Annotated in this window: 19 protein-coding genes; 7 read left to right on the top strand and 12 right to left on the bottom strand. The window is 70.1% G+C overall.

From position 1 onward, the window contains the following. Positions 1 to 95: 95 nt before the first annotated feature. The 3 genes from OV207_RS36940 to OV207_RS36950 form a co-directional block, all read right to left on the bottom strand. Positions 96 to 476 (bottom strand): PEGA domain-containing protein, encoded by a 381-nt coding sequence (locus OV207_RS36940; protein ID WP_193430102.1) that lies wholly within the window; start codon positions 474 to 476, stop codon positions 96 to 98. Between the two features lie 148 nt (positions 477 to 624). Further along, positions 625 to 1,455, bottom strand: a complete 831-nt coding sequence (locus tag OV207_RS36945) for an LPP20 family lipoprotein (RefSeq protein WP_267559765.1) — start codon at positions 1,453 to 1,455, stop codon at positions 625 to 627. A 198-nt stretch (positions 1,456 to 1,653) separates the two neighbouring features. Then, positions 1,654 to 1,986, bottom strand: a complete 333-nt coding sequence (locus OV207_RS36950; RefSeq protein WP_120530970.1) for a PilZ domain-containing protein — start codon at positions 1,984 to 1,986, stop codon at positions 1,654 to 1,656. Positions 1,987 to 2,225: 239 nt separating this feature from the next. Here OV207_RS36950 and OV207_RS36955 point away from each other — a divergent pair, with 239 nt between their 5' ends. Continuing rightward, positions 2,226 to 2,954 (top strand): FKBP-type peptidyl-prolyl cis-trans isomerase, encoded by a 729-nt coding sequence (locus OV207_RS36955; protein WP_267559766.1) that lies wholly within the window; start codon positions 2,226 to 2,228, stop codon positions 2,952 to 2,954. A 53-nt stretch (positions 2,955 to 3,007) separates the two neighbouring features. Here OV207_RS36955 and OV207_RS36960 read toward each other — a convergent pair whose 3' ends face one another. The 7 genes from OV207_RS36960 to OV207_RS36990 all read right to left on the bottom strand — a co-directional run bounded on the left by OV207_RS36960 (position 3,008) and on the right by OV207_RS36990 (position 8,995). Further along, positions 3,008 to 3,250: a hypothetical protein gene (locus OV207_RS36960; protein WP_193430105.1), complete on the bottom strand. Its 243-nt coding sequence runs from the start codon at positions 3,248 to 3,250 to the stop codon at positions 3,008 to 3,010. Then, positions 3,247 to 3,903 (bottom strand): hypothetical protein, encoded by a 657-nt coding sequence (locus OV207_RS36965; RefSeq protein ID WP_227028027.1) that lies wholly within the window; start codon positions 3,901 to 3,903, stop codon positions 3,247 to 3,249. The genes OV207_RS36960 and OV207_RS36965 overlap by 4 nt, the downstream gene beginning before the upstream one ends. 42 nt (positions 3,904 to 3,945) lie before the next feature. Then, positions 3,946 to 6,045 (bottom strand): hypothetical protein, encoded by a 2,100-nt coding sequence (locus tag OV207_RS36970; protein WP_267559767.1) that lies wholly within the window; start codon positions 6,043 to 6,045, stop codon positions 3,946 to 3,948. Between the two features lie 87 nt (positions 6,046 to 6,132). Further along, positions 6,133 to 6,336: a cold-shock protein gene (locus OV207_RS36975; RefSeq protein ID WP_120610828.1), complete on the bottom strand. Its 204-nt coding sequence runs from the start codon at positions 6,334 to 6,336 to the stop codon at positions 6,133 to 6,135. A 191-nt stretch (positions 6,337 to 6,527) separates the two neighbouring features. Then, a complete protein-coding gene (locus OV207_RS36980; protein WP_193430108.1) occupies positions 6,528 to 6,731 on the bottom strand; it encodes a cold-shock protein in 204 nt (67 codons plus the stop codon). Positions 6,732 to 6,853: 122 nt separating this feature from the next. Then, positions 6,854 to 8,710: a M2 family metallopeptidase gene (locus OV207_RS36985; RefSeq protein ID WP_267559768.1), complete on the bottom strand. Its 1,857-nt coding sequence runs from the start codon at positions 8,708 to 8,710 to the stop codon at positions 6,854 to 6,856. Positions 8,711 to 8,755: 45 nt separating this feature from the next. Then, on the bottom strand, positions 8,756 to 8,995 hold the full coding sequence (locus OV207_RS36990) for a hypothetical protein (protein WP_267559769.1): 240 nt from the start codon (positions 8,993 to 8,995) through the stop codon (positions 8,756 to 8,758). A gap of 152 nt (positions 8,996 to 9,147) precedes the next feature. Between OV207_RS36990 and OV207_RS36995 the strand changes: the two genes are divergently transcribed. The 4 genes from OV207_RS36995 (at position 9,148) to OV207_RS37010 (ending at position 13,977) form a co-directional block, all read left to right on the top strand. After that, positions 9,148 to 10,263, top strand: a complete 1,116-nt coding sequence (locus OV207_RS36995) for a hypothetical protein (protein WP_267559771.1) — start codon at positions 9,148 to 9,150, stop codon at positions 10,261 to 10,263. Between the two features lie 30 nt (positions 10,264 to 10,293). Beyond that, a complete protein-coding gene (locus OV207_RS37000; protein WP_267559772.1) occupies positions 10,294 to 10,833 on the top strand; it encodes a DUF3105 domain-containing protein in 540 nt (179 codons plus the stop codon). 97 nt (positions 10,834 to 10,930) lie between these two features. Then, the gene (locus OV207_RS37005; protein WP_267559773.1) at positions 10,931 to 12,775 is read left to right on the top strand and encodes a hypothetical protein; all 1,845 of its coding nucleotides are present in this window, start codon (positions 10,931 to 10,933) and stop codon (positions 12,773 to 12,775) included. Positions 12,776 to 12,855: 80 nt separating this feature from the next. Continuing rightward, the gene (locus OV207_RS37010) at positions 12,856 to 13,977 is read left to right on the top strand and encodes a heparan-alpha-glucosaminide N-acetyltransferase domain-containing protein (protein ID WP_267559774.1); all 1,122 of its coding nucleotides are present in this window, start codon (positions 12,856 to 12,858) and stop codon (positions 13,975 to 13,977) included. Here OV207_RS37010 and OV207_RS37015 read toward each other — a convergent pair. Then, positions 13,937 to 14,425 (bottom strand): VOC family protein, encoded by a 489-nt coding sequence (locus OV207_RS37015; RefSeq protein WP_193430115.1) that lies wholly within the window; start codon positions 14,423 to 14,425, stop codon positions 13,937 to 13,939. The genes OV207_RS37010 and OV207_RS37015 overlap by 41 nt on opposite strands. Before the next feature lie 141 nt (positions 14,426 to 14,566). Between OV207_RS37015 and OV207_RS37020 the strand changes: the two genes are divergently transcribed. Both OV207_RS37020 and OV207_RS37025 read left to right on the top strand, forming a co-directional pair. After that, the gene (locus tag OV207_RS37020; RefSeq protein WP_267559775.1) at positions 14,567 to 16,366 is read left to right on the top strand and encodes a vWA domain-containing protein; all 1,800 of its coding nucleotides are present in this window, start codon (positions 14,567 to 14,569) and stop codon (positions 16,364 to 16,366) included. 162 nt (positions 16,367 to 16,528) lie between these two features. Continuing rightward, positions 16,529 to 17,224: an expansin EXLX1 family cellulose-binding protein gene (locus OV207_RS37025; protein WP_267559777.1), complete on the top strand. Its 696-nt coding sequence runs from the start codon at positions 16,529 to 16,531 to the stop codon at positions 17,222 to 17,224. Between the two features lie 24 nt (positions 17,225 to 17,248). Here OV207_RS37025 and OV207_RS37030 read toward each other — a convergent pair whose 3' ends face one another. Then, complete coding sequence (locus OV207_RS37030) at positions 17,249 to 22,789, bottom strand: DNA repair ATPase (RefSeq protein ID WP_267559778.1); 5,541 nt, start codon at positions 22,787 to 22,789, stop codon at positions 17,249 to 17,251. Positions 22,790 to 22,834 lie beyond the last annotated feature (45 nt).

Here is a 22,834-nt window from a genome sequence, read left to right on the forward strand (position 1 = left end):
GCCGCCGGGACGCCTGGAGCGGGATGGACTTCTCCGTCCACGGCCCCGGCGTCACCTCCGAGATCAGACTCCAGCGTGTCCTGCACCCTGGCGCATCACGGAGCGTCGCCTCCAGCCTCGGGCGCCGTGGGGCGCAGCTTGACCTTCAGCGTCACCCGCGCCCCGCTGGGCTCGTAGTAGGTCGTGTAGGGCCAGAAGCCCCGCTTCTTCACCTGCACCTGATGGAAGCCGGCGTCGCCCAGGCGCAGGCTGCGGGAGGCACTGGAGAAGTCGCTGCACAGGCCCTGCTGCACGCCGTCCAGCAGCACCTCGGCGTCCGCGGGCTCGCACCGGAGCACCACGTCGCCGCGCTTGCCCTCGGCTGCGGCCATCAGCTCACGCGCCCGGGCCATCGTCGCGGGCTGCTCCTGCTTCGCCGCGCAGCCGGCCGTCAGCAGCGCCGCCAGCGGGAGCACCGCCGTCCACCGGGTGCGCATCACGGCGCCACGGTCGGTTCGACGGGGCGCTCCGACACGCCCGTCGCAGGGACCTTCCGCGTCTGGAGCGTCTTGTCCCCCAGCAGCGGGCAGTGCATGGCACGGATCAGGAGCATCGGCGTTCCTCGGGCTGCCGCGAAACCGGCGGCTACTGCGTGACGATGGCGACCCGGCCCTCGGCCAGGAAGCGCGTGTTCGCCTCGGTGAGCGCGCGGGCCCCTTCCGCGCTCAGGACCAGGTCCGAGCCCTGGAGCTCCGCGGCCTTCACCACCAGCGGCTTGTCCCCCACCAGCGAAGCCTTCTTGGCGGCGTCCAGGCTGTCGAACCAGGCCGCCACGCCCGTGGCGCTCCGGGCCTCTTCCGTGAGCACCGTCGCGCCGTAGAGCGGCTTGCCCGCCGCGTCCACCAGCCGGGGCGCGAGCACGGGCTTGAGGCCCAACCCTCGCGCGTCCACGACGAGGCCGGTGTACTTCTTCGCGCCTCCGGCGTTGAGCACGATGGCCGCGTCCTGCGCGGGGATCAGCGCCGCGGAGAGCGCCGCGAGCGGGACCTCCACGTCCAGCTCCACGCCGCTGTCGGAGAAGTAGCGCCGGGCCACGACCTTGTAGCCCTTGATGGCGCCCTCCACGCGGCCCTTCACCTCCTCGCGCGCCCACTCGTCGGCCACGGTGCGGCCGGCGCTCACCTGGATGCCCTTGGCCCGCTCCAGCAGGTTGCGGAACGCGTCCATCTTCGCGGCGCGCTCGGCGCCCAGTCGCGCCTGCGCGGGATTGGCCGCCTTCAGGTCCGGTGCGCCGGAGCCCGTGGCGCGCAGCACCTGGCCTTCCCAGTTGATGCCGGGAGCGCCAGGCGCGGCGACGGTGCGCGCGGCTTCACCCGCGGCGGGTGTGGTGGCGGGTGCGGCGACCTTCGCGTCCTTGCCCTGGCCCAGCGCCGTCAGCGGCACGACCAGCAACAATCCCCACAGCGAACGTCTCACGGAGCACTCCTCCCGCTGTCGCCGAGGATGCGGCGAGCGCACAGGAAACCACTCCGGGCATTCAAGGGGGCCACTCCGCGCGAAGTCAAGGCGACCCGGGGCATGGGCGGCTCCACCGGACCCGACTTCCATGCGCACCGCGAACCGCCGGTGGCACCGCGCAGTCGCGGTGGCACACGCGGAGGGTAACGCCGAGCGTCAGTTCTCGTTCGCGTGACGGTCGACGTAGGCGTCGATCATCTTGCGGTGCCGCTCGGTGAGCAGGGTGAAGCGCACGCCCGACTGCTCGCGGCGGCCCAACTCCTTCCATTCGCGAACGACTTCACCCTCGGCGTAGATGATCTCCTCGGAGCCGGGGAGCTGGAACTGGAGGCCGACGCGACGGGCTTCGTGCTGGGGCTCGATGAGGCGCGACAGGCTGACGCCTTCCTGGCTGATGTCCGCGGCGCGGGTCATGTACGGCACGCCGCCCATGTACTTGTTGAGGTAGATGTCCAGGGGCGCTCGATTGGCCTTCCGCTTCTCGCTCATTGGCTCATGACCTCCGGCTGGTGCAACAGGCTGCTGCGGGGGTGCAGCGACCTGGAGGCACAGTACGGTCAGTCGTCATGCGCGCAAGAAAACGGCGTGATCCACGGCTGCGCGCACTCCGCGTTTTTCCGCTCGCTGGATTCTTCGCGCTGTCCTGTGCACGAGCTGCCCGCGCACGTTCGCCCCGCCCCTCGGGGCGCGTTGGCTATAGTCCCCCCATGCTCGTGAAAGGCGGAAGCATGCGTATGCAGTGGATGGCGGCCCTGGTGCTGGCGCTCGGCGCTCCGGGCTTCGCCCAGGCACAGGCCCCGACGAAGACGTCCAAGCCGGCCGCTCCGGCCGGGGCCACCAAGGCCCCCGCCCCGGAGCTCCAGACCGAGGATCAGAAGACGCTCTATTCGCTCGGCGTGTCGCTGGGCCAGAACGTGACGACGCTCGCGCTGTCACCCGAGGAGATCCAGATCGTCCAGCGGGGACTCCAGGACGCGCTCACCGGCACGGCGCCCGCGGTCGACCCCAAGGAGTTCAGCGGTCGGATCCAGGTGCTCGCCAAGAACCGGCAGGCCCAGGCCAACGTCGCCACGCTGGAGCGCGCCGCCAAGGAGCCCTCCACCACGCGGCTGCCCTCCGGCGTCCTCTACCGCGAGCTGACGGCCGGCACCGGCAAGAGCCCCCGCCCCACCGACACCGTGAAGGTGCACTACCGGGGCACGCTGATCGACGGCACGGAGTTCGACAGCTCCTTCAAGCGCGGCGTGCCTGTGGAGTTCCCGCTCAACGGCGTCATCCCCTGCTGGACCCAGGGCGTGCAGAAGATGAAGGTCGGCGGCAAGGCGAAGCTCACCTGCCCCGCCGCCACCGCCTACGGCGACCGTCCGCCCACGGGCTCGCGCATCCCCTCCGGCGCCGTGCTCCAGTTCGAGGTGGAGCTGGTGGATGTGCCCGGCAACACCGCCGGCGGGCAGTAGGCCCGGCGCTCAACACGACGGGGGCCCGTGCGACACGGGCCCCCGCGAGAGCTTCACACCGGCGAGCGCACCGACCGACCGCCGAAGGGCGGATCCGCCATGATGGCCTGGGCCAGCCGGTCCGCGAAGGCACGCCCCTCCCGCGCGAAGGACTCGCGCTCCTCGTCGTTCAGGAGCACGCGCACCTCGAACTGGACGAAGCCGCCCACCACCACCTCGATGGACAGCGCCCCGCCCCGACCGCGCAGCACGCGGTACAGGAGCGGGCTCTGGAGGAGCACCTCCTCGTCACTCACGGGATTTCCGCCACCTGCGCGTCAGCCACCGGGGCGTTGATGACCATCACCTCCGGCACGCCGCCGGACGTGTAGCCGCCGAACTTGAAGCAGTCCGTCTCCTCGGGCGTGGTGCACTTCCACACGCCGGGGTCCGCCTCCACCGGCAGCCGCGCGCAGACCTTCCGGTCCGCCAGGTCCAGCGTCATCATCCGCAGCGGCCCTTCGAAGTTCTTCGCCGGCAGGCCGAGCGCCTGCCCCAGCACCGCCGGATCATGCTTCCCGTCCGCCGTCTTCGACTTCTCCACCGCACCCTGGATGGTCTCCGACGGCGCCGCGAACAGGTAGCAGGCCACGTCGTTGCAGCGGCCGAAGTTCTTCGCGCCCGTCTGCACCACGAACTTCTGGTACGCGCTGTCCGTCATCAGCCAGGACACCTTGCCGTTCGCGAAGTTCTTCGCCACGTGCTGGTCGATGCCGTACGGGCTGGCCAGCGCGTCGGCCTGCGTGGAGATCTCCTTCTGCGTGGGGTCGCAGTTGTCGACCAGCGACGCCACGGGAGGCGGCTGCGTCGTCGGCTCGGTGGGCTCCGGCTTCGTGCCGCCCTTCATCGAAGCACAGCCGACCACCGTCGACAGCGAGCCCAGCAGTACCGCACGGAAGATAGGATTCATGGCCATTCCTTCAGTAGAGGTGAATGAAGAAAGGCCCGGATATCACAGGGCCGCGGCAGTGGCCCGCAACAACGATTCCGCGCTGACGGGGGCGCCGGTGGCGTGGCGCATCCATTCGTCCGGCGTGACGGAGCCGTGGATGGCCATGCGTTCGAACTCCGCGCCCAGCGGTCCGTACTGCTTCAGGTGCTCTTCGATCTGGAACGCGATGAGGTGCCCGAGCGGGTAGTCCGGCAGGTACAGCGGGTAGCTGATCATGTGGCTGTAGATGCCCAGCAGCGGGCTGTCCTTCCGGCCCAGCACCGGCGCGTAGTACTGGTTCCACACGTCGCGCGACACCTGGGCCACCGCTTCGCGAAGCTCGGCGGGCGTGGCGTCCGGGTGTTCGTACATCCAGTGCCAGGTGGCCATGTCCACCAGCGCCACGCCGGCGATCTCCCAGGACTGCCAGAAGTCGTTGAGCACCCGCTCGCGCTCGCTGGCCGCGTCGGGCTGGCCCAGGCCCAGCAGCTCCAGGTCGCGCGCCTGGAAGACGAACGCGAGCGCTTCGGTGAAGGCGTTGTTGGGGACGCCGGACAGCAGCGTGTGGTCCACCTGGTACAGGCTGAAGACCTGCTCCACGTTGTGCCCCAGCTCGTGCACCGCGATGTTGTAGCCCTTGTAGTCCATGCCCCCTGGCTCCACGCGCGTGCGCAGGCGCGGGAAGTCTCCCCGGCGCAGCGCCGGCTGGGCATGGCCCGCCCCCCGGGACGCATCCACGCGGATGTACGACGCGAGCACGTTCGCCTTCTCCGGCGTGAAGCCCAGGGCCTGGAGGATGCGGGGGATGTCGCGCGCGAACGCGTCCGCCGTGGGGTAGCGCTTGCGCGTCAGCGCATCCAGCTGCGCCTCCGGCACCTTCGCGCCCGGCCGGAAGCCGGGATACCAGAGGTCCTGCGGCTCCAGCGGGCGGCCCAGCCGGGACTCGATGAGCTTCGCCACGCGCGGCACCAGCGGCGAGCCGAGCAGCTCCGTGAGCAGGGCACGCACCCGCTCCTCCGGCAGGCCCCGCTCCAGCTCGAAGCTGCGCGCGATGCGCGTGGGGGCCACCGGCGAATATGGATCCGCCCGCCGCGACGCCTGGAAGGTGGCGAGCAGCTTCGCGTAGCGCGTGTCCGGCTCCGGCGCGACGTCCGCCTTCGCGGGGCGCTCCGGCGCGTTCGCCTCCACCGACTCCGGCGGCGCCACCGTCACCGCGTTGGTGAACGGATCCCAGTCCACGCGCGGGTTGTCGATGACGGCGGCGGGGATGGACTGGGTGACGATGCGCTCCATCACCTGGACGATCATCCGCTGCTTGGCCAGCCCCTTCGCGTCCGTGTAGTCCGCCTTCAGCTCGTCGCGCAGGTTCCAGTGACTGATGAGCCGCAGACCCTTGGGGAACAGGCGCTGGCCCTTCGCGTCCACCAGGTGGTGCATCCACACGTTGTATTCGGCGATGTAGAGGTTCGCGGCCGCGATGGCCTTCGCCGCCTGCTGATCCACCGCCGCGGGCACGCGCCGGTTGAAGCGCGACGCGAGCTTCGCCTCCGCCCACTGCCGCCGCGTCCAGGACGGGCCCGCCTTCACCCGCTCCTCCAGCGTGGTGAGCGGGAAGTTGAGCAGCGCGACGAAGCCCGGCTTCGCCTGGAACAGGTCCGACGTGACGTTGGAGGAAGGGTCATACGCCGCCAGCAGCAGCTCCACCGGCAGCAGCGGCCCCAGGTCCAGGTCCGTGAACCACTGGAGCTCGCGGCCCAGCTCGTTCATGTGCCCGTCGAACTGTTCGAACAGGCCCTCCATGCGCCGGAACGTCGCGTCCAGCAGTGGCCCCTCCGGCAGGAACTGCTCGCGCGCGAACGCCGCCAGGTCCCCATCCTCCGCGCGCCACAGCGAGGCCACCTGCTCCACGCCCCGCTCGATGCGGGCCCTCTGCGCCTCGCCGTGCTTCGCGACCAGCTCCGCCTTGAGCGCGGCCAGCGCCTCCTGCGTCACCGGCGCCGCGGGGGCCACCGCGCTCCGGGCGTCCACCGGGGCCGTGGGGGTGGAGGTGGTGGCGCAGCCGAGCGCGGCCATGAGCGGGAGGAAGCGCAGACGCGCGACGCGGGAGGTAGGGGCGGGCATGCGGGCTCCGGAAAATACAAAAGGCCCGACCCCGGGGGATCGGACCTTCTGAGGATGCATCAGGACGTCGTCAGGAAGACGACGGGACTAGATGGGGCGAACGTTCTGCGCCTGCAGGCCCTTGGGGCCCTTGGCGACGTCGAACTCCACCTTCTGGCCCTCGGCCAGCGAGCGAAAGCCATCCGCCTGGATCGACGTGTGGTGGCAGAAGAGATCCTCGCCCCCGCCGTCCTGCGTGATGAAACCGAAGCCCTTCGCATCGTTGAACCACTTCACGGTACCAGTCGCCATTGCCTTGTTCTTCTTTCATCACGGATGGGCAGGGACGCCCGTCCGGTCCTTACAGAGAGTCAACCCTACAAGACGGGCGCACACTAGGCACCGGTTCGACCAGAAGTCCACCGCCCAGAAATACGAAAGGCCCGATCCTGGGGGATCGGACCTTCCGGGTGCTTCAAGAAGTCGTCAGGAAGACGACCGGCTCAGATCGCGCGAACGTTCTGCGCCTGCAGGCCCTTGGGGCCCTTGGCGACTTCGAACTCCACCTTCTGGCCCTCGGCCAGCGAGCGGAAGCCGTCCGCATTGATCGCGGTGTGGTGGCAGAACACGTCCTCGCCGCCGCCATCCTGCGTGATGAAACCGAAGCCCTTCGCATCGTTGAACCACTTCACGGTACCGGTCGCCATTGCCTTGTTCTTCTTTCATCGCGGACAGGGAGAGTCGCCGTCCGGTCCCACAGAGAGTCAACCCTACAAGACGGCGACAAGCCTAGACGCCCCTCCCAGAAGCTGTCTACTCCCTGTTCACCTCACCAGCCGCACTTCTGTCCCTTGTTCTGTTCCTGGAGCCAGCGGCGCAGCGGCGCGAAGTATTCCAGCATGGGCGTCGCGTCGATCTGCCGGCCGCCCGTCATCGCGAACATCGCCTCCGGCCAGGGCTTGCTCGCGCCCAGCTCCAGCATCGCCTGGAGCCGCTGCCCCGCCGCCTTGTTGCCGTAGATGGAGCACTCGTTCAGGGGGCCCGTGATGCCGGCCGCCTCGCAGAGCGACTTGTGGAACTGGAACTGGAGGATGCGCGCCAGGAAGTAGCGCGTGTACGGCACGTTCGCCGGGACGTGGTACTTGGCGCCCGCGTCGAAGTCCTGCTCCGTGCGGTCCACCGGCGCGCCCACGCCCTGGTACTTCTGGCGCAGCGCCCACCAGCTCTTGTTGTAGTCCTCCGGCGTCACCTTCCCGCTGAAAACATCCCAGCGCCACTGGTCCACCAGCAGGCCGAAGGGCAGGAAGGCCACCTTCTCCAGAGCGTCCTTGAGCTGCAGGTTGATGACGTTCTTGTCGTTCTTTTCCACCGCGCTCAGCAGGCCCGCCTGCTGGAGGTAGGAGGGCGTGATGGACAGCGTGAGCGCGTCACCAATGGCCTCGTGGAAGCCGTCATTCGCGCCAGCCTGGAAGAGGACCGGGAGCTTGTAATAGTAGGTGTAGTAGTAGTTGTGACCCAGCTCGTGGTGGATGGTGACCAGGTCCTCCTCGGTGGGCTTGATGCACATCTTGACGCGCAGGTCGTTGTCGTACGTCACGTCCCAGGCGGAGGCGTGGCAGACGACGTCGCGGTCGCGGGGCTTGGTGAACTGCGAGCGCTCCCAGAAGGTCTGCGGCAGCGGCTTGAGGCCCAGCGAGGTGAAGAACTTCTCACCCAGCTTCACCATCTTCTGCGCGTCATAGCCCTGCTTCACCAGCGCGGCGTCCACGTCCAGGCTGGCCTGCCCGGGGAACGGCTCCACCAGGGGGTAGATGTTGTTCCACTCCTGGGCCCACATGTTGCCCAGCAGGTGCGCGGGGATGGGCTTGCCGGCGGGCACCTTCGCCTCGCCGTACTGCTTCGCGAGCCGGCCGCGCACATAGCAGTGCAGCTCGTCGTACATGGGCTTGACCTGGCCCCAGAGGCGCTGCGCCTCCTTTTCGAACTCCTCGGGCGGCATGTCGTAGCCCGACCGCCACAGCGTGCCCAGGTCGTTGAAGCCGATGTCCTTCGCGCCCGCGTTGGAGGCGTTGACGAGCTGGGTGTACAGCGGTCGCATGGGGCGGCTGATGGAGTGCCAGCCCTGCCACGCTTCGAGCAGCGTGGGCTCGTCACGGCTCTGCGCCATCACGTCGGACAGATCCCCCAGGTCGCGGCACTTCGCCTTGCCGTCCTTGCCGCAGTACTTGCCCTTGCCGAACAGGCCATCCAGCTTCGCCGCGGTGGCGGCCAGCTCCGCGCGCTGGGCGGCGTTGGCCGGGGCGGGCAACGTCTGGGAGACGCGCAGCAGGTGCAGGATGCGCGCGGTGTCCGCGTCCAGCGTCAGCCCGTCGAAGCGGCGCGACTCCTTGATGGCGCCGTTGACGTAGGCCATCACCTCCTCGTTGATGGCGGCCACGTTCCGCTCGGTGTCGTCGGTGATGTACGTGCTCTTGATCCAGTCGGCGGTGGCCTGCCGGGTCCAGAGCTTCTTCAGGTCCGCGTTCAGCTTCTCGGCGAACTGCTTCGCCTCGGCGGGGGTGGCCTCGGCGACCGGGGACTTCGAGGCGGGGGCGGGCGTCGTCTGCGCGCAACCGGAGATGGCCACGAGCGACAGGGCGGCCAGGGCCGCGCGCATCAAGGGTTGCTGGAGGAGGTAGCGGGTCATGGGCGTGGACACTAGGGGAACTGGCATGCCCTCGCACCCGTGAAGTCAAGGACGCCGCACGTCCTGCTCCCTGGGTGAGCGTCGCGGTCCTGCTGTCTGACGCAACGCAAGAACGGCGCGGTCCTTCTCCTTCGCCTCCAGCATGAAGTCCGCCGGCCCGTCGAGCGCGGACACCATGGCGCGGAAGTCCTCCGGGAGGATGAAGTCCGCGTGCGCGCCCGGCCGACCGCCCGCCTTCTGGGACGCCAGGTGGAACTTCGGCCGCAGGTCCAGTGTGGGCCACATAGCCCAGCCGATAGGTGGAGGGGCCTTCCATGAGGCAAAGGGTCACTACGTCCGTGCGCGATGACCTCGCGCGCCCGGGGGTCGTCCGGAGAGCAGCCGGCCACGACGAGCCGTCCCTGCCGCGCAGCTACAGGGAGTGGCAGCTTTGCACCATGCTGCTCGGACACACCCGCGATGTCAGCTGGCCCGCACCGGAACCGGAGCTGGCGAAGGCCCGGCGGTTCCTGGAGGACTGCCGGGGCAAGCACGTCCTCGTCGTGCCGTATCCAGACGCGGATGGGCTGGCGTCCGGCGTGCTGATGCTGCGAGCGCTCCAGTCGCTGGGCGCGCGCCCGACCGCACGGCTACCGGGCAAGGGAGAGGACCTCCACACGGAGACCTTCCTGGAGCGCCTGGGCACGGCGCCCGCGGAGGCGCTGGTGGTGCTGGACATGGGCAACCGCTGGGGCGGGACGCTGCTGCCGGGCGTGCCCACGCTCGTCGTGGATCGCCATGACCGCCGGGGCGCGAAGGGGTTCTCTCCCGAGGTCCAGGTGCTGACCGCGCACGGCCACGAGCCCGTCGCCAACACCAGCGTGCTGACCTACGTCCTCATGTCGCACTTCGTCGTGCCGGGACCCCTGGAGTGGCTGGCCGCGCTGGGCACCGTGGCGGCGCTGGGGCCGGATGCGCCGATGCCCTTCCTCAAGGACGCGCTGCGGCGGGCGAAGCGGACGGCCGTGGTGGAGACCGTCTCGCTGTTGAACGCGGCCACGCGCTCGCACCGGATCGCCACGCCGCTGGCGATGCAGGTGCTGCTCCGCGCGGGCAGCGCTTCGGACATCCTCGAGAGCCGCGTGCTGGGCGTGGATGCGCTGCGCGACTGTCGCCTGGAGGTCCAGCGCGAGGTGGCCCGCTGCGCCAAGACGCCGCCGCGCTTCGCGGGCAACGTGGCCCTGCTGCTCTTCAGCTCGGAGACCCAGGTGCATCCGCTGGTCGCGGTGCGGTGGGCCCAGCGGATGCCGGACCACGTCGTCATCGCCGCCAACACCGGCTACCTGCCCGGCCGGGTGGACTTCACGCTGCGAAGCCGCGTGCCCCTGGAAATCCAGGGGCTCATGCGGGGCGGGGAACGACCGACGCTGGAGGAGACCGCCGAGGAGGGCGTCGTGCGATACGCCGTCAGTGGCAGCCTGCCGCCCGCGGACTTCCTGCGGCTGTTGGAGGGCATGGGCTTCCGGGGACTGAACGGTGTCGACGTGGAGCGACGCGGTGTCGCTCCGGGCTGAGCGGGAGCGGATTGCGATATGACGGGGCGGATGCTTCGCGCCCTCCCTGCCCTCCTCCTCGCGTTGAGCCTTGCTTGTGATTCCTCCGACGAGCCGCCTCCGGGCGGCATGGAGGGCTGCGAGGCATTCGTCTTCCCCCTGTCGGGCGTCACCGACGCCAGCCACGTAAGCTCGTGCAGCAGCGCCGCGTGTGGCAACGGCGAGAACCCTCCCAACTCCGGCCTGCACTGCCCTACGTGGCTGCCCTGCCGGAGCTACACCGAGGAGCAGCCGCGCTGCTCGTGGCTGCACAACCTGGAGCACGGGCACGCGGTGTTCCTCTACAACTGCCCGGAGGGCTGCGCCGACGAGGTCGCGAAGCTGGAGGCCGCGCAGGCCCGTGCCGCGCAGGGCAGCAACGGCGTGCGCCGCGCGCTCATCGCGCCCGATGCACAGCTCCCCAAGCGCTTCGCCGCGATGTTGTGGCGCCGCACATACCTGATGGACTCCGTGGATCCGGAAGCCCTCGCGTGCCTGCTCGCGTACCAGGACCGGGAAGCCCCCGAGCCCGGGCTGCTCTGCGCCCCCTGAGCGAGCCCCTGGTGGTGTGACAGGAGGCCTGACGACCGGGGGGGCGAAGTCGCGGGAGCCGGAAGGCATGAGAGCGCTGAAGCGTACTAGCGCCTCCATGACCAACCCCATTCGACGCGCCCTCGCGGCGCTGCTGACGCTGACGTGTCTGGGGGCGCTGTCGGCCCAGGCCGCCACGGGTGTGCAGGGCCCCGTGCCTCCCGCGTTCCAGAACCGCCTGATGGTGGGCCTCTTCGAGGAGGCCGGCCAGAACTGGATGCGCGACAGCGACGTCCCGTGGGACGCGCGCTACCGCTACTTCACCAAGGGCTGGGCGGACAACTGGGGCTACGGCGCCCGCGACGGTGCCTGGGCCACCAGCTTCTTCACCGAGACGAAGGCGCAGGGCTTCGTCCCGGTCGTCACCTACTACCAGCTCTTCGGTGAGCCGGGCGGTGGCGAGCAGCAGACGCTGGCGAAGCTGAAGAACGCCACCACGATGCGTGCCTACTTCGAGGACGTGAAGCTGCTCCTCCAGCGCGCGAAGGCCTACGGGGGCCCCGTCGTCGTGCACGTCGAACCCGACGCCGTCGGCTTCCTCCAGTTCCAGACGAACTCCAACTCCCACGCCGCCGCGGCCATCGCCGCCTCCGGGATGCCGGAGCTCGCGGGCCTGCCCGACACCGTCGCGGGCTGGAGCCTGGCGTTCCTCCAGCTGCGCAAGGCGGTGGGCGCGAACAACGTCGTGCTCGGGCTGCACATCTCCGCCTGGGCCAGCGGCAAGGACATCGCGTTCAACTCGCTCACGGATCCGCTCCAGCCGGAGGTGGACAAGGTCGTCGCGTTCATCAACCCGGCGGGGCTCGCAGCCAACGCCACGGGCTCCACCTACGACGTGCTCGTGGGGGATCCGCTGGACCGCGACGCGGACTTCTACCGGCTCACGCAGGGCGCGGACCACACCTGGGACATGAGCGACACGGCGTCCATCACGTCCCGCTCCTACAACCGCTACGCGGAGTGGCTGCGGCTGTTCAACCAGACCACCGGCAAGCGCTGGGTGCTGTGGCAGATCCCCCTGGGCAACTCCAACCACCTCAACGTCAACAACAGCGGCGGGGCGCGCCAGGGCTACAAGGACAACCGCACCGAGTACTTCTTCGGCGCGAGCGGCGACGCGCACCGGCGCAAGTTCGCCAACGTGGGCGTCATCGCCCTGATGTACGGCGCGGGCGCGGGCGGCCAGAGCTCCTACCAGAACGACCTCGCCACCGACGGGCAGCCCTACCTCAAGAAGCGCGCGGGCGCGTTCCTCCAGGCCGGCGGACTCTCCCTCCCCGCGGCCGGCACCACCCTGCCGCCTCCGGGCGGCGGTACGCCCGATGCGGGCACGCCACCTGTCGACGCCGGCACGCCCCCCACCGACGGCGGCGTGGACGGCGGCACCGACGGCGGCACCCGGCCGGATGCGGGGACGATGGATGGCGGCACCGGTTCGTCCGATGCGGGCACGTCCTCCGACCCTTCGAAGTACGGCTTCGAGTCCAGCACGCAGGGGTGGAGCGCGTCCGGCGCCGCCCTCTCGCCCGTCAGCACCAGCACCTCCAAGGCCTACGCGGGCACCCGTTCGCTGGCCGTGACCTTCAACGGAACCTCCGGCAAGGGCACCGTGGCCGTGGCCAACGCGGCCGTGCCGGCGGGCAGGACGGTGACGTTCCGCTTCTGGCTCCCCACCGGCAGCAAGCTCCTCGGCGTGCAGCCCTACGCGCTGGAGGGCGCGGCCGCGAACTGGCGCTGGACGGGCACCTGGTTCGCCGTGGGCAGCCTCAAGGCGGGGGCCTGGAACACCGTCACCGTGAAGCTGCCTTCGGGGTCCACCACGCCCCTGTATCAACTGGGCGTGGAGTTCCAGACGAGCGGCACCTGGAAGGGAACGGCGTACCTCGACGCCGTCACCTGGTAGGGCCCTTGCGGCTCCGGTGACGGCGCCGGTCCCGCGGGTGCGTGCAACCGCCCGCGGGACCGACATAGGGTAGCGCCGCCTTGAGCACCCTGCCCCTGCCGACCCCTGTCTCCCGCGAGCGCGTGCGCGCCATCGACTGGCTGCGCGGAATCTCCGTCCTGTTCATGATCCAGTGCCACGCGCTGGCGCTGCTCACCCCCGAGCTGCGCAAGAGCGTATGGACCGGCTGGTTGTTGAAGATCGACGGCCTGGTGGCCCCCGCGTTCATCTACTCCGCCGGGTTCGCGCTCTCGCTGCTGATGGTGCGCAGCGCCGCGGGGGGCGTGCTGGAGGACCGCGTGCGTCGCAACCTGCGCCGCATCGCGGAGGTGTTCGCCGTCGCCGCGCTGGTCAACGCCGCGTGGTTCCCCGTGCTGAAGGAGCCGGTGTGGCTCTTGCGCCTGGACATCCTCCACTGCGTGGGCCTGTGCCTGCTGCTCACCCTGCCCCTGGCCGCGCTGCTGGCCCCGCGCCCGCGCGTGCTCGCGACCACGGCGCTCGTCCTGGCGATGGTGGCGTTCGCGCTCGCGCCCTTCACCGACACCGCCGGCGAGCCGTGGGCGTCGTTCCTGCGCAAGTCCTCCTGGTCCCCCTTCCCGCTGCTGCCGTGGATCGGCTTCGCGTGGCTGGGCGCCTTCTGCGGCACCATCGCGGGCGCGTGGGGCCGCGCGGGACTGTCCCGGGCCCTGGTGTTCCTCATCGCGGTGGGGCTCGCCGGGACGCTCATGCCGCACCTGCTCAGCGGCCTCTATCCCCCACATCGCTTCTTCGTCACCAACCCGTCCAACTCCGCCACCCGCTTCATGTGGGTCTGCGCGGTGCTGCTCGGGCTCTTGTGGGTGGAGGGCCGGATGGCGCCGGACGCGAAGCCCTCACGGGGCCGGCGCTTCCTGGAGGTGTTCGGGACCGCGTCGCTGTCCGCGTACTTCTTCCACGAGATGCTGCTGTTCTACCGGACGTTCGGCTTCTCGTTCCAACGCGTCTGGGGCGATCGCAGCGGGTGGCTCCAGTACGCGGGCCTGCTGGCGCTGCTCATCGCGTGCACGTACGCGCTGTGCCTCGCGGTGGATCCAGCGGAGCGCGCGCTCAAGAACGGCTTCGCGCGCATCCGCCAGCTGGCGCTCAGTGGCCCGTGGATGCGGCCTGCTCGAAGGCGCGGATGACGTCCGGCGGGGCCTGCACCAGTTCGATGAGCACGCCCTCGCCGCTCAGCGGGAACTGATCGCTGGCCTTCGGGTGGATGAAGCACACGTCGAAGCCCGCCGCGCCCTTGCGGATGCCGCCCGGCGCGAAGCGCATCCCCTGCCCCTCCAGCCACTTCACGGCCGTGGCCAGGTCGTCCACCCACAGCCCCACGTGGTTGAGCGCCGGGTCGTGCACTTTCGGACGGCCGTCGGGGTTGACGGGCTGCATCAGGTCCACCTCCACCTTGAAGGGGCCAGCGCCCGCCACGACGATGTCCTCGTCCACGTTCTCCCGTTCGCTGCGGTAGGTGCCATGGGCCTGGAGGCCCAGGGTGTCCACCCACAGCCTGCGCAGGGCGCCCTTGTCGAGCCCCCCGATGGCGATCTGCTGGATGCCCAGAATCCGGAACGGTCGTGTCGTCTCCATGGGCGGACACCGTCGCAAATGGGGTTTCCCCACGCAAGCGCGGGCCACGCCCGGGGCCGGGAAAAATTCACCGGATAAACCCATTCCGGACGTCGGTCGTTTTGAAGGGCACGCCTGCTACTTCCAGTCCGGGAGCCTTTCATGTCCGCCTTCTTCTCCAAGCGCCGCGTGTCCTTCCTCAGTGGTGCCCTGCTCTCCGCCAGCCTCGTGGCCGCGTGCTCCACCTCGCGTTCCCCCGCGGAGTCACAGGCGCTGACCCATGCCGAAGCGCGCCCTTCCCGCGCCAACTCCGCGCCCAGGGATGACGCCCCCACGCCCCCCGGTCCCGTGGAGGATGAATCCACCGACCGCGTCGCCGCGCTCTCCGCCCCGCCTCCTCCGAGCACCGCGCCGGAGCCCGTGCGCCGCGCGCCGCCGTCCCAGCATCTGGCCTTGATGCCCGCGAAGCCGATGCCGTCCGGCGTGGCGTTGGGCATCTCCGGTGTCGGCGCCGGGGGCGGAGGGGTGGTGGCCCCTGCCCCCGTGATGGAGAAGTCCAAGAAGGAGATGCTGGCGGAGGACAAGTCGCTGACCGAGGGCGGCAACACCTTCGAGGCCTACAAGCCCAACGCCTTCACCGAGACGACGAAGGACGCGCTGTCCACCTTCGCGGCGGACGTGGACACGGCCTCCTACTCCATGGCGCGGCGCTACCTGCAGAACGGCCAGCTGCCCCCCACCCACGCGGTGCGCGTGGAGGAGTTCGTCAACTACTTCAAGTACCGCTACACCCCGCCGGAGGAGGGGGCCTTCACGGTGCACCTGGAGGGCGCGCCCTCGCCCTTCAACGCGCGGCGCCACTTCGTGCGCGTGGGCGTGCAGGGCAAGGTCGTCTCCCGCTCGCAGCGCAAGCCCGCGCACCTGGTGTTCCTGGTGGACACCAGCGGCTCCATGGCGTCGTCGGACAAGCTGCCGCTGGCGCTGGAGTCCATCAAGGTCGCGGTGAAGAACCTCAACGAGAACGACACCGTGGCGCTCGTCACCTACGCGGGCTCCACGAAGGACGTGCTGGCGCCCACGCCCGCCACGGACGTGAAGAAGATCCACGCGGCCCTGGACACGCTGGCCGCGGGCGGCGGCACCGCCATGGGCTCCGGCATGGAGACGGCCTACAAGCACGCGGTGAAGAAGGCGTCCGGCAGCGTGGTGTCCCGCGTGGTGGTGCTCACCGACGGTGACGCCAACATCGGCCCCAACCTGAGCGCGAAGGACATGCTCGCCAGCGTGCAGAAGTACGTGTCCGAGGGCGTCACCCTCACCACGGTGGGCTTCGGCATGGGCAACTACCACGACTCGCTGATGGAGCAGCTGGCGGACAAGGGCAACGGCAACAGCTTCTACGTGGACAGCATGAAGGAGGCGCGCAAGGTCTTCGAGACGCAGCTCACCGGCACGCTGGAAGTGATTGCCAAGGACGTGAAGTTCCAGGTGGAGTTCAACCCGAAGGCCGTCAGCCGCTACCGCCTGATGGGCTACGAGAACCGCGACATCGCGGACAAGGACTTCCGCGACGACAAGGTGGACGCGGGTGAGATTGGCGCGGGCCACACCGTCACGGCGCTGTACGAGGTGGAGCTGACGGGTGAGGCGCAGGAGCTGGCCACGGTGCGCATCCGCGCCAAGGCGCCCAACGGCACGGAGGCCAAGGAGCAGGCCTTCCCGCTCACGAACGCCAACATGAAGGCGTCCCTGGAGGCCGCGTCGCCCGACTTCCGCTTCGCCGCCGCCGTCGCCGCCACCGCGGACATCCTCCGCGCCGCGCCCGCCGCGGAGGGCTGGAGCCTGGCCACCGCGCAGAAGCTGGCGGAGGGCGCCGTGGGCAGCGACACGGAGCGCACCGAGTTCGTCAAGCTGATTGGCCAGGCCCGCGCCCTCACCAGCGCGTCCGCCCGCGGCCGGTAATCCCCGGGGGAGACACCCAGGGCATGCAGCAAGGGGGTCCCCGCCCGTCACCGGAATGTCCCGGTGACGGGCGGGGTCTTTTTCGGGCGCGGCACTGAACAGGAGCAGGGCCCCCGGGGACGTCTGGCCAGGGCTCGGGAGCACGCATGTATGCTGCGCGGCATGAACAGACCCGCTCTCTGGAACCCCTCGTTGCTGGTGGCCCTGGCCTCGTTCGCCTGCGGAGGCTGCGGTGATTCCGCCTCGGGTGGCGGCGTGACCCTGGGCGAGGAGCAGAAGGGAATCGCGACCTACTACGACGCCAACGGCAGCGGCAATTGCAGCTACGACAAGGGCGGCGACCTGATGGTGGCGGCGATGAACGCCGACCAGTACGACAACAGCGCCGCCTGCGGGCAGTGCGTGGACGTCGTCGGGCCCAAGGGCTCCCTGCGCGTGCGCATCGTGGACCAGTGCCCGGACTGCGACAAGGGACACCTGGACCTGAGCCGCGAGGCCTTCGAGAAGGTGGCGGAGATGAAGGACGGCCGGGTGGACATCACCTGGACGCCGGTGTCCTGCGACGTCGCCGGCCCCGTGAAGTACCACTTCAAGGAAGGCAGCAACCCCTGGTGGACGGCCATCCAGGTGCGCAACCACCGGCTGCCCATCAAGAAGCTGGAGTGGAAGCGCGGCGGCGACTGGAAGAGCCTGCGGCGCGAGAGCTACAACTACTTCGTCACCGACGAGGGCGTGGGCGAAGGCAGCTTCCAGCTGCGCGTCACCGCCAGCGACGGCCAGCAGCTCACCGACACGCTGGAGAAGGTGCTGGACGACAAGGCGGTGGACGGGGCGGAGCAGTTCGCGCCCCAGAAGTAGGCGCGAACCGCTCCGGGGAGGACGCTAGCGCCGCAGCATGCCGCGCAGCAGCTCCAGCGCCTCGGTGATGCCCTGCCAGACCTGGAGGGCCTTGATGCCCTCCCCTTCGCCCTGCACGTTGCGGCGGGCGGCGCGCTCCAACGGCAGGAGCGCCCCTTCCACCAGCTCGATCTGCCGGCTCAGCTCCGCCGGAGTCGGGCCGCTCGCCGCGCGCTGCAGCGACTCCGCCGGGGACGGGGCCGGCATGGACACGGACACCGGCCGGTCCGCCAGCGCGGTGATGGCGTGGGAGAGCTGCGCCAGGTACGGCCCGAAGTCGGGGGCCGGCGCGGCCAGCGGGACGTTCCTCAGCGTGGGCGCCTCGGATGCGGTCGCCACGCGCTCCGTGAGCGCCTTGAGCAGCTGCGCCAGGTGCTTGAGGTACGGCGCCAGGTCCGTCGCCGGAGCGGACGGGACGACCACCGGGGCCGGGGCCGGGGGAATCGGCGGCGGCTTCGCGGCGGCCTCGCGGCCCACGCGGGCCACCTCCAGGACGGCCTCGCGCAGGGCCTCCAGGTGCGGGGCCACCTCCACCATGGGGTCGACGTCGGGGGCGCTGCCCGCCTGGGCCGCGGCCTGGACCACGGCGTCGCGCACCGCGCCCAGCTGCTCCTCGATGGCGCCCAGTTGGCCGGTGACGCGCGCCACGGGGTCGTCCTCCTTGCCCCCCATGCGCTTGACGCGGGCGAAGCCCTGCTTGATCTCCTCCCAGCGCTTCGCCTTCTCCGGCGTCAGGCGCCCGCGCATCTCCGCCAGCTTGAGCAGGTTCTGCTCCGCGGCGGTGGTGAGCGTCTGGGACTCGCCCTGGTAGTGGTCGTCGATGCGACGCTCCAGCTCGTCGTCCGTCATCGCGGAGACGACCTTCTCCGCCATCTTGTTCATGTTGCGGTAGCTGCCCTGCAACTTGAACGCGGGCTCCGAGCGGAAGCGCTCGTCCTGCGCGGCGGACGCGATGTACTGGAGGTTCACCTTGAGCAGCACCTGCTGCACGCGGAACAGGCGCTGGAAGACGGCGACGATCTCCTGGAGCTCCGCCGCCGCGTAGCCGTGCTTCAGCTCGCCCGCGGGCACCTCCTCGCCCTTCGCCATCCGGATGAGGCGGTGCACGTCCTGGGGGTCTCGCGTGCCCAGCGGCGCCAGCACCGGGTTGGAGGTGAGCGCGTTCTCCAGGTAGCTGAGCGCGAACAGGTCCTCCTTGCCGTCCAGGATGTCGCCCAGGTTGTACGTGTCCGCGCGGTTGGCGAGCATGTCCGGGATGCGGAAGCGGTCGCCCGTCTCCGTGTACGGATTGCCCGCCATCACCACGCAGAACTTCTTGCCGCGCAGGTCATACGTGCGCGTCTGGCCATTCCAGACACCCTCCACGCGGCGCTGGCCGTCGCACAGGGAGATGAACTTCTGGAGCAGCTCCGGATCCGTGTGCTGGATGTCGTCGAGGTAGAGCATCACGTTGTTGCCCATCTCGAAGGACAGGTTGATGCGCTCCACCTCCTGCCGCGCGGTGGCGTTGGGCGCCTCCGACGGATCCAACGACTTCACGGAGTGGCCCAGCGCCGGCCCGTTCACCTTGACGAAGGTGAGGCCCAGGCGGCTGGCCACGTACTCCATCAGCGTCGTCTTGCCGTAGCCCGGGGGCGACATGAGCAGCAGCATGCCCATGCGGTCCGTGCGCTTGCCCTCGCCCGCCGCGCCCAGTTGCTTGGCCAGGTTCGCGCCGATGAGCGGCAGGTACACCTCGTCGATGAGCCGGTTGCGCACGAAGCTCGTGAGCACCTTGGGCGTCAGCTCCTCCAGCCGCAGCTTGCGCCGCTCCTTGTCCAGCAGGTCGCGCAGGTACGCGCGGTACGCCAAATAGGCGGGCACGCGCACCTGACGGAACTCGCCCAGCCGGGACAGGAACTCGTCCAGGCGCAAGGGCAGCTTCCGGTCCTGCACGCGCGGGTGGCTGCCCAGCAGGCCCGTGGCCTCCGAGGACGTGATGGCGCCCGCCGTCTCGCGGTCCAGCTTGCGCTCGGTGATGAGCACCACCGCCGCCTCCAGCGACACGTAGGCCGCGTCGCCCGCGCCCCCCTCGCGCTTCGCGAGGAACGCGTCCACCCACGCCCGCGCGATGCGCAGGCGCTCCGGCAGGTTCTTCTCCAGGCCGCGCAGGTCCTCGTCGAACGCGGTGCGCGAGCCGTGCCGGTCCAGGTGCGCGAGGAAGGCGTCCTTCACCGCCAGGGCCTCGCGGCTGGTGGTGAAGCGCGGGTGCTCCACCGCCAGCTCCTCCACGAGGTAGCGGCCCGCCTGCCGCCCTTCCGCCGGTGACGCCGCGAGCCCGTGGCCCTTGAGGAAGGCGAGCACCTGTTCACCCAGCTCGTCCCCCAGCGCCACCAGGTCCGACGACGTGTCGAACGCCTGGCGCAGCCGCCCCAGGCTCTGCGCGCGCCGGTGGAACACGCCCCGGAGCGTCTCATCCGCGTCGAACGCCCAGTAGAGCGCGGCCCAGGCGCGCGGCACCGGGGCGAAGCGCAGCAGGCCCGCCCCCTGGTGCAGCGGGAGCAGCTTCTCCAGCAGCGTCACCGCGTCCGCGTCGTGCACGCCGCGCTCGTAGCCCTCGTCGAAGCGGTCCGCGGAGTACGCCCGCACGCGCTCCAGCAGCTGGCCCTGCGCGCCGCCCTCGTACAGCGCCGCGAGCGTCAGGCCGCCCCTGCCCTCCTCCGCGTCCATCAGCAGGGCCGCGGCCAGGTACTCCGCGCGGTAGACGTCGCGGGTCTCGGAGACGAGGTGCTGCTCCCAGAGCTCGCGGTACTTGAGCAGCTCCGGGTCCTCCAGCTTCTGCGTGTAGTCGGAGCCGGTGAGCTGCAGGTACAGCGCGCCGTCGCGCGGCACCAGCGTCAGGTCCAGGGGCTGGGTGTTGACGTGGAAGCGGTAGGGCCCCAGCTTGATGAGCCCCTCGCCGCCCTCGAACAGATCCTGCCGGTCGCGCAGGGCGCGCAGGGCGTCCTGCTTGGCGGACTTCACCCGCGACATCACCTCGTCCGAGCGCACGCTGTCCTGCAGCGCCAGGAGCTGCTCGGCCAGTTGCCGCAGCTTGAGGATCATCGCGTCGGACGCGAAGTAGGCGTTGAGCTCGTCGTCCGCCTTGAAGCCCTTGGCCCGCCGCTGCACGCCCTGGAGGATGCGCTCCGCGGCGCTGAAGAGGCCGGAGGCGCGGCGCTGGCGCTCGTCCACCAGCGACTGCTTGCGCGCGCCGAAGGCCTCCAGCAGCTCCTCGCGCTTCGTGGTGATCTGCCCCAGGAACTCGTCGAACTCGCCGAAGCGGCCCTCCAGTTCCTCCAGCATCACGGTGAGGCGCGACAGCGCCTCGTCGCACTTCTCCGGCGCGTCCGCCTGGGACAGCGCGTTCTCGATGCTCTGGCCCAGCAGCTTGAACTGCGCGCCGAACTCCGCGCGCTTCTCCCGGCTGCTCAGCTCCTTGCGCCGCGCCTGGAGCCCCGCGCGCACGCGGTTGAGGCGGCTGAACAGCTCGGAGATACCCTCCAGGATGCGGGCGCGCGCCAGCGGGTCGCCCACCTGGAGTCCGCCCACCACCTCGCCCAGCACCTCCAGGCCCTGGCCGGTGCGCTCCACGTCCTCCACGAGCGGCGCCAGCTCCGCCGTCGTCGTCACCGGCTCCAGCCGCTCCAGCAGGCCATCCAGCCGGGCCGCCAGCGGCTGCAGCGCCTCCCCCTTCTGGAGGAAGTCCACGCACGCGGTGCTCACGGCGTCGGACGCGGCCACCACCGCCTGCTCCAGGGCGTCCACGCGCCCCAGGTCCATGTAGCGGACGTCCTTCAGGGTGATGAGGTGCCCGCGGTGCCGGCGCAGCTCCGCCAGCGCCCGCATGTAGCCCTCCGCGTCGGTGAGCCCCTCCGGCTGCGACTGGAGCAGCAGCGTGTCCTGCGCCGTCACCGCCTGCGCGAGCGACTCCTCCGCGCGCTTGCGCATCGCGAGGACCTTCTCGAACTCATCGATGATGAGCTCGGAGGTGCGCCGCAAGAGCTCAATGGGCTCCTGGAGCCCGACCTCCGCGTGGTTCAGCCAGTAGTACGCGTCCAGCGCCCGCGTGGCCGCGGACACCAGGTCCTCGTAGGTGCGGCGGGTGGGCTTGTCCGTCTTCGCCACGCGCGGCAGCGTCAGCGCGTCGCTGATGCCGCGCACCAGCTCCGCGTTCCCCACCTTGCCCAGGTAGCCGGGCGCGGGGGGCAGCTGGGCCGCGTGCTCGTCGGAGACGAACGGCGTCTGCCACACCTGCATGGGGTGCACGCGCGTGGGCTCGTGCGACGTGGAGCGGAACACCACCAGCCCACCGTCCGCGAAGAGACTCATGCCGCTGGCGACCAGCGGCGTCTGCACCTCCTTGCGCACCAGGTTGTACGGGAACAGCACGTAGCTGCCCTCGTCCCGGCGGTGGAAGACGTAGAGCACGTCCTCGCCGTTGGGCGAGCGCACCGCCTGGTGGAACTCCATCTGCTCCGACGCGCCGTCGAAGACCTTGTAGTCGCCCGTCTGGAGGTAGTAGCCGCCCGGGAAGACGATGCCCTGGTCCTCCGGAAGCCGCACGCAGGACTGCCCGATGGCGTCGATGCGCACCACGTGCTGGGTGCGCGCGTTGAAGACTAGGTAGCGGTGCGCCTTCTCCCGGAACGGCAGCACGCGCAGCAGGATGAGGCCGCCTACCTGTGTCCAGGCGAACTCCGCGTCGTCCAGCGCCTGGTCCGGGTCGTCCACCGGCTCGCTGTAGATGCCCAGGCCCGTGGCGGTGTTGTCCTCCACCTTGATGGTGAGGTCGCCCTTCACCGTCTCCACGAACACCTGGTCCAGCACGTTGACGTGCGGGTGCTGGCCCAGCACGTACTGCTCGCGCGTGGCCACCGTCCACTCGAAGTCGTGAGACGGCGGGTAGACGTGGTCGCGCTCACCCTGGTTGTCCACGTAGGTGGCGTGGCCCTCCACGTCCACGTTGAAGCGGAAGACCTTGAGGTCGCGCGCGGACAGGCCCGTCTGGAACACCGCCAGCAGGCGCGAGTCCCGCCGGCGCAGCTGCAACAGCTTCGCGTCCTTGTAGTACTTGTACAGCTCACCGAAGTCCTTCACGAACCGGGGGTCCGCGAGGAAGCCGCCGGCCTCCGTGGGGGGCACGGCGGACAGGTCGAAGCCCTCGGCCGTCTTCTCGAAGCGGTGCAGCGAGAAGACGTCCGAGACGACCGTCTCCTTCTTCAGGCCGATGAAGACGTTGTAGCCGAAGAGGAGGTACTTCCCGACGCTGACGATGTCGCGCGGGACGCAGTTGTTCTCCGTGCGCACCCGCTCGTTGCCGATGACGGTGAGTTCCGTGCCACCGAACAGCGCCTTGCGCCGCCCGTTGAGGTCGTTGGCGCGGGTCGCCAGTGCGTCCGCCTGGGAGTGGAGGCGCGCACGGATGACCTCGTAGCTGCCGCCCTCCAGCGTCGCCTCGCCCCCGGGCACGGAGGTGCCCGGGGTCTTGCCGCTGTCAGTTGCCATGGATGTTCACCGAAAAAGGGATGCGGGTCGCGGATGCGCCGGAGG

Origin of the sequence: Corallococcus sp. BB11-1, from assembly GCF_026626625.1 — a bacterium.
Lineage (GTDB): Bacteria > Myxococcota > Myxococcia > Myxococcales > Myxococcaceae > Corallococcus > Corallococcus soli.

What these genes read in the sequence shown, in the direction of transcription:
- OV207_RS36940 (WP_193430102.1), bottom strand. Translation starts at nt 476, where the DNA reads ATGCGCACCCGGTGGACGGCGGTGCTCCCGCTGGCGGCGCTGCTGACG.
- OV207_RS36950 (WP_120530970.1), bottom strand. Translation starts at nt 1,986, where the DNA reads ATGAGCGAGAAGCGGAAGGCCAATCGAGCGCCCCTGGACATCTACCTC.
- OV207_RS36955 (WP_267559766.1), top strand. Translation starts at nt 2,226, where the DNA reads ATGCGTATGCAGTGGATGGCGGCCCTGGTGCTGGCGCTCGGCGCTCCG.
- OV207_RS36965 (WP_227028027.1), bottom strand. Translation starts at nt 3,903, where the DNA reads ATGAATCCTATCTTCCGTGCGGTACTGCTGGGCTCGCTGTCGACGGTG.
- OV207_RS36970 (WP_267559767.1), bottom strand. Translation starts at nt 6,045, where the DNA reads ATGCCCGCCCCTACCTCCCGCGTCGCGCGTCTGCGCTTCCTCCCGCTC.
- OV207_RS36975 (WP_120610828.1), bottom strand. Translation starts at nt 6,336, where the DNA reads ATGGCGACTGGTACCGTGAAGTGGTTCAACGATGCGAAGGGCTTCGGT.
- OV207_RS36980 (WP_193430108.1), bottom strand. Translation starts at nt 6,731, where the DNA reads ATGGCGACCGGTACCGTGAAGTGGTTCAACGATGCGAAGGGCTTCGGT.
- OV207_RS36985 (WP_267559768.1), bottom strand. Translation starts at nt 8,710, where the DNA reads ATGACCCGCTACCTCCTCCAGCAACCCTTGATGCGCGCGGCCCTGGCC.
- OV207_RS36990 (WP_267559769.1), bottom strand. Translation starts at nt 8,995, where the DNA reads ATGTGGCCCACACTGGACCTGCGGCCGAAGTTCCACCTGGCGTCCCAG.
- OV207_RS36995 (WP_267559771.1), top strand. Translation starts at nt 9,148, where the DNA reads ATGCTGCTCGGACACACCCGCGATGTCAGCTGGCCCGCACCGGAACCG.
- OV207_RS37000 (WP_267559772.1), top strand. Translation starts at nt 10,294, where the DNA reads ATGCTTCGCGCCCTCCCTGCCCTCCTCCTCGCGTTGAGCCTTGCTTGT.
- OV207_RS37005 (WP_267559773.1), top strand. Translation starts at nt 10,931, where the DNA reads ATGACCAACCCCATTCGACGCGCCCTCGCGGCGCTGCTGACGCTGACG.
- OV207_RS37015 (WP_193430115.1), bottom strand. Translation starts at nt 14,425, where the DNA reads ATGGAGACGACACGACCGTTCCGGATTCTGGGCATCCAGCAGATCGCC.
- OV207_RS37020 (WP_267559775.1), top strand. Translation starts at nt 14,567, where the DNA reads ATGTCCGCCTTCTTCTCCAAGCGCCGCGTGTCCTTCCTCAGTGGTGCC.
- OV207_RS37025 (WP_267559777.1), top strand. Translation starts at nt 16,529, where the DNA reads ATGAACAGACCCGCTCTCTGGAACCCCTCGTTGCTGGTGGCCCTGGCC.
- OV207_RS37030 (WP_267559778.1), bottom strand. Translation starts at nt 22,789, where the DNA reads ATGGCAACTGACAGCGGCAAGACCCCGGGCACCTCCGTGCCCGGGGGC.